We start from the raw sequence: 13,306 nt of genomic DNA on the forward strand, positions 1-13,306 counted from the left end.
ATGGACGGGGTATCAACATATCTGGCGTTGACTTTTGGCACGCTGTTGAGTTCTCAAGGAACGGACGCTTCCTTCGTACTCACCCGCAGAACATTCTCTGGGGCTTTCCTCCGGGCGCTTCCCTTCGGTGTTTCCAGCCTAGCAGATCCGATTTCCGTCTCCGCCACCCGCTGGAGCGGGTTGCCGGGCCGTTCTTCCGCTTTCGCGTTTTCCCTTTCCGGCGGTTCCGACTCTATCAGATCCTTTCGGACCTGATTCCCAGTCGGAGTGGGTTGTCTTTCCGGCCACCGGGCCGTTCCGACGAGTGAGACTTTAGCGGAACCACCTTCTCCGACGCTAATCGGGGCGCGTCCATTCGAACGCGGATTCCTCATTTCGCAAAAGCGCACGGAAAGCGAGGCGACAGCATGTCGCTCGCTTGGAGTGGTTCTTGCGGAGTGGCTGTCCGGGGCCGACCAAGGTCGGTGCTCACGTCGGACAACTCGAAGAACCATACGGATCGGCGATTTGCGTGTCAACCTCGCGCCTGCGACGTACTCTCTGGGCATGACTACGCACGCGTGCACCCTTCAGTGGTGGGCCGCCTGACGGCGGCCGACGGACACGCGCGCATCCACGGCCGCCGCCTCGGCGGCCGTTCTTGTTCCTCTCTCCGAGGAGCCGGCCACCGGTCGCGGCGGCTCCGACACGAGAGGGAGACGGACACATGACGCGGACCTTCAGCGGGGTCAAGCCGACGGGACACCTGACGCTGGGCAACTACCTCGGAGCCGTACGCCGGTGGGCAGAGACGGACCAGCACCGGTCAGACGCGCTGTTCGGCATCGTGGACCTGCATGCCCTCACCGTCGAGCACGATCCGGCGCGGGTTCGCAGACTCAGTCGGCAGGCGGCGACTCTGCTTCTGGCGGCGGGACTGGACCCGGAGCTCTGCACGGTGTTCGTGCAGAGTCATGTGGACGAGCACGCCCGGCTCTCCTACCTGCTCGAGTGCACCGCCACCGACGGCGAGATGCGGCGGATGATCCAGTACAAGGAGAAGGGCGCCCGCGCGCGGGCCGTGGGGGAGGGCGTACGGCTCTCCCTGCTCACGTATCCGGTGCTGATGGCGGCGGACATCCTGGCTTACGCGACGGACGAGGTGCCGGTCGGTGACGACCAGGCGCAGCACGTGGAGCTGACGCGCGATCTGGCGATGCGGTTCAACCAGCGGTACGGGCACGTCTTCACGGTTCCGAAGGCCACCCATCCGCAGGTGGCCGCTCGCGTGATGGACCTGCAGGACCCGACGTCGAAGATGGGGAAGTCCACGGACGGCGGAGCGGGCATCGTCTATCTGCTCGACGGTCCGGACGTGGTCCGCCGCAAGATCATGCGCGCCGTGACCGACAGCGGTCAGGACGTCGTCCACGACCGTGGGAGCCGGCCCGGGGCATCGAATCTGCTGGAGATCCTCGCGGCCTGTGAGGACGGGAACCCGGAGCGTCTGGCCACTGCGTACGAGTCGTACGGCGCGCTCAAGAAGGACACGGCCGAGGCGGTGGTGGAACTGCTGAGGCCGCTCCGGGAGCGGCACGCGGAGCTGGCGGCCGATCCGGCGTATGTGGACGAGGTGCTGAGGGCGGGGGCCGCGAGGGCCCGGGGGCTGGCCCGTCCTCTGGTGGATCGCGCCTATCGGGCGATCGGGCTGCTTCCGGCCTGCTGACGGAAGGCTGTCCGGTAGTCGCGCGGGCTGGTGGCGAGGTGGCCGGCGAAGTGCTGGCGCATGGTCACCTCGCTGCCGAATCCCGTGCGGCGGGCGACTTCGGGGATGGGGTGATCGGTGAGCTCGAGGAGCTTCTGAGCGGCTGCCACCCGCTGGGTGATCAGCCAGTGGAGAGGGGTGGTTCCGGTAGTGGCCTGGAAGTGACGGGCGAAGGAGCGGGGCGACATGCCTGCGCGGGCGGCGAGTGACGCGACGGTGTGCGGCTCGGCGAGGTGGGCGAGGGCGTAGTCGCGGACGGCGGCGAGAGCGTCGGCGTCTCGATCGGCCCGCGGTGTGGGGTGCTCGATGAACTGGGCCTGGGTTCCCGTGCGGAAGGGCGCGGTGACCATCGAGCGGGCGATGGCGGCGGCGGCTTCGGCGCCGTGGGTGATGCGGACGAGATGGAGGCACAGATCGATACCGGCCGCGGTGCCGGCGGAGGTCCAGATGTTGCCGTCGTGGAGGAAGAGCGCGTCGGGGACGACGGTGACCCGGGGATGGTGCTCGCGGAGGAGGTGCGTGAGGTTCCAGTGGGTGATCGCGCGACGGCCGTCGAGGAGGCCCGCCTGGGCGAGGGTGAAGGCGCCTCCGCAGAGTGCGGCGATCGGAGTGCCCCGGTCGTGGGCGTGGCGGAGGGCGTCGAGGACCGGCGAGGGGGCGGGGGTGAGGTGGTCGTCGAGGCCGGGCACGACGACGAGGTCGGCGCGGCGGAGCCAGGCGAGGGTGCGATCGGGGGTCAGGCTCAGACCGCCGCGCATGGGTACGGGTGCGTGGTCGGCTGCGGTGCGGCGGAGTTCGAAGGGGGGTACGCCGCGGTCGGTGCGGTCGACGCCCCAGACCTCGTTGATGACGGAGACGTCGAAGGCCCTTACCCCCGGGAAGGCGAGGAGGGCGATGCGCTGGGGGGTTGCTGTCGTCGAAGCCACCATGGGCTGGCAGTAAACCATCGATCGCCGACTTTTGTGCATCTGTGGCGCGGTACGGCGCCGGGGCAGCATGGCGGGCATGGAGATCGCGGAGAACGCAGCGCTGGTGGTCGTCGATGTGCAGAAGGGATTCGAGGAGGAGGACTTCTGGGGGCGGCGGAACAACCCGGGGGCGGACGAGAACATCGCCGCACTGATCGATGCGTGGCAGGCGAGCGGCCGTCCGGTCGTGTTCGTACGGCATGACTCGTCGAAGCCGGGGTCGCCGCTGCGGCGGGGCCACGCCGGCAACGAGTTCAAGGACTACGTGGAGCAGAGGAGGGGGAAGGGCGGGGGACCGGAGTTGCTGGTGACGAAGACCGTGAACTCGGCGTTCTACGGGACCCCCGACCTGGGGGCGTGGTTCGGTTCCGAGGGGGTGCGTCAGTTCGTGGTGGCCGGGATCCAGACCAACATGTGCGCGGAGACCACGGCGCGGATGGGCGGGAACCTGGGGTACGAGGTGCTGTTCGCGCTCGATGCGACGTACACCTTCGACCTCGTGGGCCCGTTCGGCTGGAGCATGGGGGCCGATGAGCTGGCGCGGGCCACCGCCGTGTCGCTGCACGGGGGCGGGTTCGCGACGGTGGTCGCGACGGAGGAGCTGGTGGCAGCCGCCGGCAAGTGAGCACCGGCTCGGGTTCGGGCGCATCATGCGCCCGCCGGTGGAGTCCGGGCCGCGGGGACGGCGATCCGGCCGTCGGCCCGGACCTCGCACGCCCGACGGCCGGAAGGCGGGTACCGCGACCGCCGTCGCGGTCCCGGAAGCCTGTCGGTCGGGAGGCAGGCGGGGCGCCCCGGTCTCAGCCGTTGCCGGAAGCGAGCTCGCGGCTGCGGTCGCGGGCCGCTTCCAGCGCGGCGATGAGGGCGGCGCGCACGCCGTGGTTCTCGAGCTCGCGGATGGCGTTGATGGTGGTGCCCGCGGGAGAGGTGACGGCCTCGCGGAGCTTGACCGGGTGCTCGCCGGAGTCGCGCAGCATCACCGCGGCGCCGATCGCGGCCTGGACGATCAGGTCGTGGGCCTGGGCCCGGGGCAGGCCGAGGAGGATGCCGGCGTCGGTCATGGCCTCGACGAGGAAGTAGAAGTAGGCGGGGCCGGAGCCGGAGAGGGCGGTGGCGGCGTCCTGCTGGGACTCGGGAACCCGAAGGGTCTTGCCGACTCCGCCGAAGATCTCCTCGGTGTGGGCCAGGTGCTCGGCGGTGGCGTGGCTGCCGCCCGAGATAACGGACATGCCCTGGTCGACGAGGACGGGAGTGTTGGGCATGACACGGACGACGGGGGTGTTGGGGGCGAGCCGGTTCTCGATGGTGGCGGTGGTGATGCCGGCGGCGGCGCTGATCACGAGGCGGTCGGCCGAGACATGGGGGGCGAGCTCGTCGAGAAGCCTGTTCATGTCCTGCGGCTTGACGGCCAGGATGAGGGTGTCGGCCCGTTCGGCGGCGTCCGCGTTGGTGACGGCTTCGACGCCGTAGCGGGTGCGGAGTTCCTCGGCGCGTTCGGCCCGGCGGGTGGTGACCAGCAGGGCCGAGGCGGGCCAGCCGGCCCGGATCATGCCGCTGAGCAGGGCCTCGCCGATCTTGCCGGTACCGAGGACTGCGACTGTCTGGGTCATGCGGGTCACCTCGCCGGGGTGGTGCGTGTTCACGTGGTGGTCGTCCGTGTCCGTGGCCGGTCGCTTCCGGCTTCTTCCACGGACATGGACATCCTTGCACCGGGCTCCCCGTGGTGTCGGCGGTGTCCGAGGGGCGGTCACGCGGTGCGGCGGCGGAGGGTGGCCGCGCCCAGGGAGAGGACGAGGAGGGCGCAGACGGAGACGACCAGGACGTCGCGGAGGAAGTCGGCGGTGACGTCGGTGTGGCGGAGCACCTCGTTCATGCCGTCGACGGCGTACGACATGGGCAGCACGTTCGAGATGCCCTCGAGGACGGGCTGCATGTTGCCGCGGGCGGTGAAGAGGCCGCAGAGGAGGAGCTGGGGGAAGATCACGGCCGGCATGAACTGGACCGCCTGGAACTCGGATGCGGCGAAGGCGGAGACGAACAGGCCGAGGGCCGTGCCGAGCAGGGCGTCCAGCAGCGCGACCAGGAGCAGCAGCCAGGTGGAGCCGACGACGTCCAGCCCGAGGAACCAGACCGAGAGCCCGGTCGCGAGGGCGGACTGGACGACGGCCAGGAGGCCGAACGCCAGGGCGTAGCCGGCGATGAGGTCGGCCTTCCCGAGGGGCATGGCGAGCAGGCGTTCGAGGGTGCCGGAGGTGCGCTCGCGCAGCGTCGCGATGGACGTGATCAGGAACATCGTGATCAGCGGGAATATGCCGAGCAGCGAGGCGCCGATGGCGTCGAAGGTCTGCGGGCTTCCGTCGAAGACGTAGCGCAGCAGGAAGAGCATCAGGCACGGCACCAGCAGCATCAGGACGATCGAGCGAGGATCGTGCCGCAGCTGCCGCAGGACCCGGGCGGCGGTTGCGAGGGTGCGGGACGGGGAGAGCACGGGGCGCGGCGCGGACTCGGCGGCGGTCGCGGGCGAGGGGTGGGCGTTCATCGAGCGGTCTCCTGGAGGGCGTCGGCCGTGTCGACGAGGTGGAGGAAGGCGTCTTCGACGGTGGCGGTGTCGTTTCGGCGGCGGAGGGCGGCGGGGGTGTCGTCGGCGAGGAGTTCGCCCTCGCGCAGCAGGAGGAGCCGGTGGCAGCGCTCGGCCTCGTCCATGACGTGCGAGGAGACGAGGATCGTGGTGCCGCGTTCGTCCGCGACGCGGTGGAAGAGGTCCCAGAGGTCGCGGCGCAGGACCGGATCGAGGCCGACGGTGGGTTCGTCGAGGACGAGCAGTTCGGGAGCGCCGAGGAGGGCGACGGCGAGGGAGACCCGGCTGCGCTGACCGCCGGAGAGCCTGCCCGCGAGTGAGCCGGCGTGCGCGGCGAGGTCGACGTCCGTGAGGGCCTGGGAGACATGGCGCCGGCGCCGTTCGGCCGCGGCGCGGCCGGGGTCGAGGACCGCGGCGAAGTAGTCCAGGTTCTGACGGATGGTCAGGTCGTCGTAGACGGAGGGGGCCTGGGTGACGTAGCCGATGCGGGAGCGCAGCGCGGCGTGGCCGGCGGGCCGGCCGAGGACGTCGAGGGTGCCGGTGACCCTGGCCTGGCTGCCGACGACGGCCCGCATGAGAGTGGACTTGCCGCAGCCGGAGGGACCGAGGAGTCCGGTGATCTGCCCTCGTGGCACCTCGAAGTCGAGGTCGCGCAGGACGGTTCGGGAGCCGCGGACGACGTTCAGGGCGCGCGCGCGGACGGCCGGTGCCGGAGTGCCCTCCGGGAAACTATTCATCATGCGGTGAATAATCCATCCGGAGCGGGTGGGCGTCAAGATGCGAGGCGGGGAGCCATGACAGGCCCGGCGCCGGCGGTATGACCCCGGGACGACGCGCCGCGGACCGCAGGAGAGCGACGGTGGCGCGGACGACCTGCTCCTCGACCCGGGCGGCCGGACGCCCCGTCAGAAAGCGGTCGCGCGGACTGCCGTCCGGCCGGACGAACTGGATGCCCCCTCCCGGCGGCCGAGGCTCACGCACTGGATCAGGAAGCGGAAGTCCGGCGGCCGAGGCTCCCGTCCGCGGAGCCGGGGGATGACGGCTGCGGCGGTGTGCGAGCCCGTCGGGAGCCCGGGCGCACCGGCTCTGCGCAGTGCACCCGCCCCCTTGCACGTGCCGCGCCGTGTGCGCTGCTGCGCGGTCGGGGCCGGCTGTGCCACGGTCCGTCGCCTCCCGTGGTGGCCGACGGTCGCTCCGGCGCCTTCCCCCGGCGTCCTCCGCCCGGCACACCCCCTGGGTGGAGTCGGTCAGAAGGAGGCGTCGTGACGGTCAGGTCCACGGCGAACGCCTCCTCCACCACACCGTCGGGGAAGAGCTCCAGCAGCAGGGCGCGCTCGTCGGCCAGGACGGGCGGGGCCGCCCCGGGCCCGAGTGCAGCGAAGGACGAGCCGCTGCCGAGATGCGCGAGGTGGGTGTCGAGCGGGATGCGGCGTGCCCGGTGCAGCCGGCGGAACACGGGCGCGAGTCCGGAACACGGTCCGCGGATGATGCCGGCGGCCTCGGTGCGTGGTGGCCGGGGAGGCGGCGGGCCGGCCGGGCCCCCTTCTCCCGGGTCCAAGGTCGCCTCCGGGTCCGGGACGTTCCACCAGAGCGCCCGGGCGCCGTGCGGGCGGGTGAGGACACGCAGGGCCTCGGACACCGCACGGGCGGGATCGGTCCAGTGCCGGGACCGGGCTATGTGACGAGGTCCGCGCTGCCACCGGCGAGCGGGAGGGCGTCCCCCACCGCCCGCACCAGCGGGACGCCGGGGAGCATGCGACCGCACACCGCGGCCATGGCGGGGCCGGGTTCGACGGCGACGACGCGGGCGCCGCGGTCGCGCAACTGACGGGTGGCGATGCCGGTACCCGCGCCGACGTCGACGATGCGGGGGTGCGGAAGAGGTCTGCCGGTCGGTTCCTCGATCACGTCGAGGAGGGCGGGCGGACAGCCGGGGCGAGCCGCCTCGTACCGGTCGGCGACGGACTCGAACGGAAAGCGGTGGCCGAGGGCGTCAGGACCCGGCCCGCCGGCCGCGTGCGTCATGCGCCTCATCGTGGCGCGGCCCGGTCACTTGCGCTTGGGCTTCTTCCGGGCCGCCGGGTTACCGGTGCGCGTGCCGCGGCGCTTCTCGTACTGCGCGAGGGCCGTCTCGTACTCACCGCGCCGCAGTTCCTCCCCCGGCGCTTCGGCGAGCGAGCGGAAGAAGTAGGCGAGCAGCGCTCCGATGAAGCCGATCATCCGCAGGCTGCGCAGGGACTCGTCGCGCGCGGGGTCGGCCGGACGGCGCGAGAAGCCCTCCCAGGTCTTGCGGAAGGCGATGGCGCTGCACACCGCGAACGTCACGATCACGAGCAGGTTGACGAAGCCGCCGACCCGGGCGGTCTCCAGGCCCTGGTAGGCGAACCGCAGGACGAGGCACCCGGCGACCGCCGCGGCGAGCGAGCCGGCCGCGACGGCGACGCGGCGCAGAACGTAGCCGCCGTCGTGGTGGACCCAGGTGGTGCCGAAGAACCTGATCTCCTCGGGCTGCGGCCCGGCACGGCCGCCGCTCCCGGCGCCGGACTCACCGCCGGGGCCGGCCGCGGAGCCGGGGGTACGGCTGCGGTGGGGACTGTCTCCACGGTTCTCGCTCACGCACCCGATTATCCCCGGCCGCCCACGGCCCCCGGCGCGCGGCCGGGACCCGGGCGCCGGCCGGGGGGAACGGGTCCCCGAGCGGCCCGACCACCGCCCGCGGCAGTTTCGGCGACGGCCGGCACCCCGCCCGGACGGAGCCGCCCCGCGTCCTCGCGCTGGGCGGAGGAGGCACGGCGGCCGCAGAGCCGGCCCGGACCGCCGCGGAGTCCTCGGCCGCGGGGACGAGGGTGCCGACTGCCATGGTGGGCGCGAACGACGTCACCTGGACGGCCGAGACCCCCGGCTCGCGCATCGGCAGTCCCACTGCCGGTGTCGAGCCGGACGTCCGGGCCTCGGGCGGCGGGCCGGGCAGCGCTCCGCGAGCGGGGCGAACGCGGTCTCCGGGCCGGCGGCGGACGCGGCCGGCCGAGCCGTGGCGGACCCGGTCACCGGCAGGGGCGCGGCCGCCGGGACCACCGGGTACCCGGACCCGGGCTCCGTCCGTGACGAGCCGAGTCGCCGGAGTGTCCACGCCGGGCCGGGTGTCCGGCCGGACGCAGCCGCCGGTCAGGCACAGCGCACGGCCACGTACCCGTCGCTGCCCGTGTTCACGTAGGCGTCGGAGACGAACTGGCCGTTGGCGATGTTGTCCCACAGGTTCGACGTGCCGTAAGGCCCGGTGACGGTCTCGCCCGGCTTCTGGCAGTTGATCGGCACGCGCGCGCCGTACTGCAGCACCCTGACGATCTGGTAGTGGGTTCCCGGTCCGCTGCGGACGTTCAGGCGGTAGCCGGGGGCCACCGCGTAGCGTCTCGTGGCGCGCGGCGCGGCGAGGGCCCGGGACTCCGCCTCTTCCACGCTTTCGCTTCCTTCGACGGCCATGAAGGCCTCCCCCGCGTTTCGAAAGACATGCTTGCGCCCCGCAGGCTAGCAAGCCGCCGCCGACTCGTACGTGCCATCGACTAGGCTCCGTGAGTCGCGCTTGCGGACAGAACACGGGGGTGGGCGATGCCGCCGCTGCGCAGCACCGGGCCCGTCCCGGAAGCGGAACATCCTGAGTACGCCGGGCAGTACCGCCTCGAACGGCGTCTGGGCTCGGGCGGCATGGGTGTGGTGCATCTGGCCACCTCGGCGTCCGGGCTGCGCCTCGCCATCAAGGTCGTCCATGCGGAACACGCCACGGATCCGGAGTTCAGGGCTCGTTTCCGCCAGGAAGTGGCCGCGGCCCGCCGGGTGAGCGGTGCGTTCACCGCACCCGTCGTGGACGCCGACCCGGAGGCCGGGCGCCCCTGGATGGCGACACTGTTCATCGAGGGGCAGACCCTCGCCGAACGCGTCAAGTGGAACGGGCCGTTGAGCCTCGACGAACTACGCAGGGTGGGCGCCGGGCTCGCGGAGGCGCTGCGCGACATCCATCGCGCGGGTGTCGTTCACCGCGATCTCAAACCCAGCAACGTGCTCCTCGCCTCCGACGGCCCGAAAGTCATCGACTTCGGGATCTCCCGCCCCTCGGACAGTGATCTGCGCACGGAGACGGGGAAACTGATCGGCACTCCCCCGTTCATGGCACCGGAGCAGTTCCAGCGGCCACGGGACGTCGGGCCCGCCGCCGACCTGTTCGCGCTGGGCGCCGTCCTCGTCCACGCGGCGACGGGACGGGGGCCGTTCGACTCCGGCAGCCCGTACATCGTCGCCTATCAGGTGGTGCACAACGAGCCGGACCTGACCGGGGTGCCGGACGAACTCGCACCGCTCCTGGCCCGCTGTCTGGCCAAGGACCCCGCCGAACGGCCCGCGCCCGACGAGGTGATGGCCGAACTCCGCACCCCGGTGGGGGAAGTGGCGACGGCCTTCATACCGCTGCAGCGGACGTCCGCGGACGGACGGCCCGTCGGCGGATCCCCCTCCGCCGCGGAGGAGGAAGGGGCTGGACCGGCCATTCGGCCGCGCCGACGCCTCGTCCGGTACGCCGCCGTCGGCGGCCTCGTCGCCGGACTGCTCGCGGGCGCGTACGCGGGAATCCGCCTGGCCGCTGACGACGGCGCCCGCCCGGCCGGCGCCCCGGTCGCCCACCGCGGCGAGCCTGCCTTCACCGCCTGGCGGACCTCCCTGTCGAAAGGCTCCGACGCCCTGCGGACCCCCGCGTGTTCCGCCCACGGCGGATACCTGTACTGCGCGGCGCCGGGCGTCATGGCGACCCGTCTCGCCACGGCCGACGGCAAGCCCCTGTGGACGCGGAAGGCCGTCGTCTCCGCGGCCGGAGCGGGGCCGCAAGGGGATTCGGGCTACCAGGCCGGGGCCCCCGTGCTCTCCGGCGGACTGCTGCATGTCACCACGGCCGGCGGAAGGCGTCTCGAAGCGCTCGACCCGGAGTCGGGCGCCACGCGCTGGACGAGGTCCATCGGTTCCGCCACGGTCGGCCACGCCGAGGGATGCGTCCTCCTCGCGGGAGCGGACGGGATCCTGCGGGCACTCGACGGCGCGACCGGCGAGGAGCTGTGGCGGAGCGGCCGGGGCGCGCCGGGCACCCAGTGGGCGCCGGGCCCGCCCGGTTCGGGAACCGTCTTCGCCGTCACCCCGGGGGCCGACGGCGCCGCCACCGTCGTCCGGGCCGTCGGCGCCCGTGACGGCGGTGTGCGCTGGGAGGAGCGCCTGAGCGGCTCGCTGTCGCCGGTGCCGTCGGTCTCGGAGGACGCGCTCTTCCTCCTGGCGGCCGATGCCGACGACTTCACCACGGCGGTCGTACGCCTCGACACCGCCACCCGCGAGGTCCGCCGCGTCCCACTGCCGGTCGACGTCGACCAGGCCCAGGCCGCGGTGGCCGGCGACACGGTCTACCTGGCGGGTACGGGAGGCTCGCTGCTCGCCGTGGACACCGCGGACGAAGGCCGCCAGCGATGGCGGCTGGAGACGTACGTGGCCCGGTCCTCGCGGCCGGTCGCCGACGGGCGCCGGGTCTATCTGAGCGGTGCCGACGGGCGGCTGCTGGCGGTCGACGCCGAACGCGGTGTGCAGCTCGGTCAGACGGATCCACGGATGGGCACGGGACGTTTCACCCACGTGTCCGCCCTGCCGGCTCCCGTCACCGCCCCCGGCAAGGTCTTCGCGACCGCTCCCGACGGGAGCGTGTTCGCCGTGGACGCCGAGGATCCGGCGCGCTGGTAGGCGGCCGGGTACGGCGGAGCCCCGCCGACCGGTGCGCCGACGGGGCCCGCGCTGTGGAGCGGTGCGTCAGCCGAGCCTGTCGACGTCCCGCACCGCGCCCTTGTCCGCGCTCGTCGCCATCGCCGCGTACGCCCGCAGCGCCGCGGAGACCTTGCGCTCGCGGTTCCTCGGCGCGTAGACGCCGCCGAGGGCCTCGCGGCGGGCGGCGAGCGTGGCGTCGTCGACGAGGAGCTCGACGGAGCGGTTCGGGATGTCGATGCGGATGCGGTCGCCGTCCTCGACGAGGGCGATCGCGCCGCCGGACGCGGCTTCCGGGGAGGCGTGGCCGATGGACAGCCCAGAGGTGCCACCGGAGAAGCGGCCGTCGGTGATCAGCGCGCAGGCCTTGCCCAGGCCGCGGCCCTTCAGGAAGGAGGTCGGGTAGAGCATCTCCTGCATGCCGGGGCCGCCGCGCGGGCCCTCGTAGCGGATGACGACGACGTCGCCCTCCTTGACCACCTTGGAGAGGATCTTGTCGACGGCCTCCTCCTGCGACTCGCAGACGACGGCCGGGCCCTCGAAGGTCCAGATCGACTCGTCGACGCCCGCCGTCTTCACGACGCAGCCGTCCTCGGCGATGTTGCCCTTGAGGACTGCGAGGCCGCCGTCCTTGGAGTAGGCGTTCTCGACGGAGCGGACGCAGCCACCCTCGGCGTCGACGTCCAGCGACTCCCAGCGCTCGGACTGCGAGAAGGCGGTGGCGGAGCGGACGCAGCCGGGGGCCGCGTGCCACAGTTCGACGGCCTCGGCGGACGGGGAGCCGCCGCGGACGTCCCAGGTCTTGAGCCATTCGGCCAGGGACGCCGAGTGGACGGTGTGGACGTCCTCGTTCAGCAGCCCGCCCCGGTACAGCTCGCCGAGGATGGCGGGGATGCCACCGGCCCGGTGGACGTCCTCCATGTAGTACGTGCCGCCCGGCGCGACGTTCGGTGCGACCTTGGCCAGGCACGGCACCCGGCGCGAGACCGCGTCGATGTCCGTGAGGTCGTAGTCGAGCTCGGCCTCCTGGGCGGCGGCGAGCAGGTGGAGGATCGTGTTGGTCGAGCCGCCCATGGCGATGTCGAGGGCCATGGCGTTCTCGAAGGCCTCACGGGTGGCGATGTTGCGCGGGAGGACCGATTCGTCGCCCTCCTCGTAGTAGCGCTTGGTGATCTCGACGACCGTGCGGCCCGCGTTCTCGTACAGCGCGCGGCGGGCGGTGTGGGTGGCGAGGACCGAGCCGTTGCCCGGCAGGGAGAGGCCGATGGCCTCGGTCAGGCAGTTCATCGAGTTGGCGGTGAACATGCCCGAACAGGAGCCGCAGGTAGGGCAGGCGTTCTCCTCGATGCGCAGCACGTCCTCGTCCGAGACGTTCTCGTTGACCGAGTCGACGATGGCGTTGATCAGGTCGAGCTTGCGGACCGTGCCGTCGACGAGGGTGGCCTGGCCGGCCTCCATCGGGCCGCCGGAGACGAAGACCGCCGGGATGTTGAGGCGCATGGCGGCCATCAGCATGCCCGGGGTGATCTTGTCGCAGTTGGAGATGCAGATCAGGGCGTCGGCGCAGTGGGCCTCGACCATGTACTCCACGGAATCCGCGATCAGGTCGCGCGACGGCAGCGAGTAGAGCATGCCGCCGTGGCCCATCGCGATGCCGTCGTCGACGGCGATGGTGTTGAACTCGCGCGGCACCGCGCCCGCCGCCAGGACGGCGTCCGAGACGATCCGGCCGACCGGGGCGAGGTGGGTGTGCCCGGGGACGAACTCCGTGAAGGAGTTGGCGACCGCGATGACCGGCTTGCCGATGTCCGCGCTCGCTACGCCCGAGGCCCGCATAAGGGCGCGGGCGCCTGCCATGTTGCGGCCGTGGGTGACTGTGCGGGACCTCAGCTCGGGCATCGTCGCTCGCTCCTTCAGGCAGTTCTGGCTTTCTTGAGCCTACGCCGATGCTCCAAGATCTGGACATCCCGTCCGGAATGCGGGACACGGGTCCGCCTTTCGGTCAGCGCGGTCAGCGTCCCGGGCGCCGGTACGAACGGTATGCGCCCCCGTGCACCGCGCGCCTCCGCCCGGTCCGGCGGCGCACCGGGCACGGGCGGGAGAGCTGCCCGGTCCGGCGGCGCGGCCCCCGGGCCACCGGGAGGGCTGCCCGGTCCGCCCTCCCGGAACCGGCCTCGGGCCGCGGGGCGCCGTCCCCGGAGCCGGCGCGCAATCCGAACCGGGCCGGACCGGACC

General features: G+C 72.5%; 12 protein-coding genes. 4 read left to right on the plus strand and 8 right to left on the minus strand.

The genetic code is table 11. From position 1 onward, the window contains the following. Positions 1-255, plus strand: a 255-nt coding sequence (locus QMZ92_RS17130; protein WP_283298255.1) for a hypothetical protein, incomplete at its 5' end; no start/stop codon positions are given. 451 nt (positions 256-706) lie between these two features. Beyond that, positions 707-1,705, plus strand: a complete 999-nt coding sequence (gene trpS, locus QMZ92_RS17135; protein ID WP_283298256.1) for a tryptophan--tRNA ligase — start codon at positions 707-709, stop codon at positions 1,703-1,705. Here trpS and QMZ92_RS17140 read toward each other — a convergent pair. Then, entirely contained in the window at positions 1,672-2,673 is a 1,002-nt protein-coding gene (locus tag QMZ92_RS17140) for a GlxA family transcriptional regulator (RefSeq protein ID WP_283298257.1), read from the minus strand. The genes trpS and QMZ92_RS17140 overlap by 34 nt on opposite strands. A gap of 76 nt (positions 2,674-2,749) precedes the next feature. On the opposite strand from QMZ92_RS17140, the gene QMZ92_RS17145 reads away from it, so the two are divergent. Beyond that, positions 2,750-3,337 carry a cysteine hydrolase family protein gene (locus QMZ92_RS17145; protein WP_283298258.1) on the plus strand — a complete coding sequence of 196 codons (588 nt, stop codon included), beginning with the start codon at positions 2,750-2,752 and terminating at the stop codon, positions 3,335-3,337. Positions 3,338-3,512: 175 nt separating this feature from the next. Here the strand turns inward: QMZ92_RS17145 and proC are convergent, their stop codons facing one another. The 6 genes from proC to QMZ92_RS17175 all read right to left on the minus strand — a co-directional run bounded on the left by proC (position 3,513) and on the right by QMZ92_RS17175 (position 8,770). Continuing rightward, positions 3,513-4,322 (minus strand): pyrroline-5-carboxylate reductase, encoded by an 810-nt coding sequence (gene proC, locus QMZ92_RS17150; protein ID WP_283298259.1) that lies wholly within the window; start codon positions 4,320-4,322, stop codon positions 3,513-3,515. Positions 4,323-4,459: 137 nt separating this feature from the next. Further along, positions 4,460-5,251 carry an ABC transporter permease gene (locus tag QMZ92_RS17155; RefSeq protein WP_283298260.1) on the minus strand — a complete coding sequence of 264 codons (792 nt, stop codon included), beginning with the start codon at positions 5,249-5,251 and terminating at the stop codon, positions 4,460-4,462. Further along, positions 5,248-6,030, minus strand: coding sequence for an ABC transporter ATP-binding protein (locus tag QMZ92_RS17160; RefSeq protein WP_283298261.1), 783 nt, complete (start codon positions 6,028-6,030; stop codon positions 5,248-5,250). The genes QMZ92_RS17155 and QMZ92_RS17160 overlap by 4 nt, the downstream gene beginning before the upstream one ends. A gap of 934 nt (positions 6,031-6,964) precedes the next feature. Beyond that, a complete protein-coding gene (locus QMZ92_RS36035) occupies positions 6,965-7,315 on the minus strand; it encodes a class I SAM-dependent methyltransferase (RefSeq protein WP_349307732.1) in 351 nt (116 codons plus the stop codon). 24 nt (positions 7,316-7,339) lie between these two features. After that, complete coding sequence (locus tag QMZ92_RS17170; protein ID WP_502962077.1) at positions 7,340-7,906, minus strand: hypothetical protein; 567 nt, start codon at positions 7,904-7,906, stop codon at positions 7,340-7,342. A 549-nt stretch (positions 7,907-8,455) separates the two neighbouring features. Further along, positions 8,456-8,770 (minus strand): peptidase, encoded by a 315-nt coding sequence (locus tag QMZ92_RS17175; protein ID WP_283298262.1) that lies wholly within the window; start codon positions 8,768-8,770, stop codon positions 8,456-8,458. A 126-nt stretch (positions 8,771-8,896) separates the two neighbouring features. Here QMZ92_RS17175 and QMZ92_RS17180 point away from each other — a divergent pair, with 126 nt between their 5' ends. After that, positions 8,897-11,053, plus strand: a complete 2,157-nt coding sequence (locus tag QMZ92_RS17180; protein ID WP_283298263.1) for a protein kinase domain-containing protein — start codon at positions 8,897-8,899, stop codon at positions 11,051-11,053. A 66-nt stretch (positions 11,054-11,119) separates the two neighbouring features. Here QMZ92_RS17180 and ilvD read toward each other — a convergent pair whose 3' ends face one another. After that, positions 11,120-12,970, minus strand: a complete 1,851-nt coding sequence (ilvD, locus tag QMZ92_RS17185) for a dihydroxy-acid dehydratase (protein ID WP_283298264.1) — start codon at positions 12,968-12,970, stop codon at positions 11,120-11,122. Positions 12,971-13,306: the final 336 nt, after the last annotated feature.

Origin of the sequence: Streptomyces sp. HNM0645 (assembly GCF_030056615.1) — a bacterium.
In the GTDB taxonomy this organism is placed as follows: Bacteria; Actinomycetota; Actinomycetes; order Streptomycetales; family Streptomycetaceae; genus Streptomyces; species Streptomyces marianii.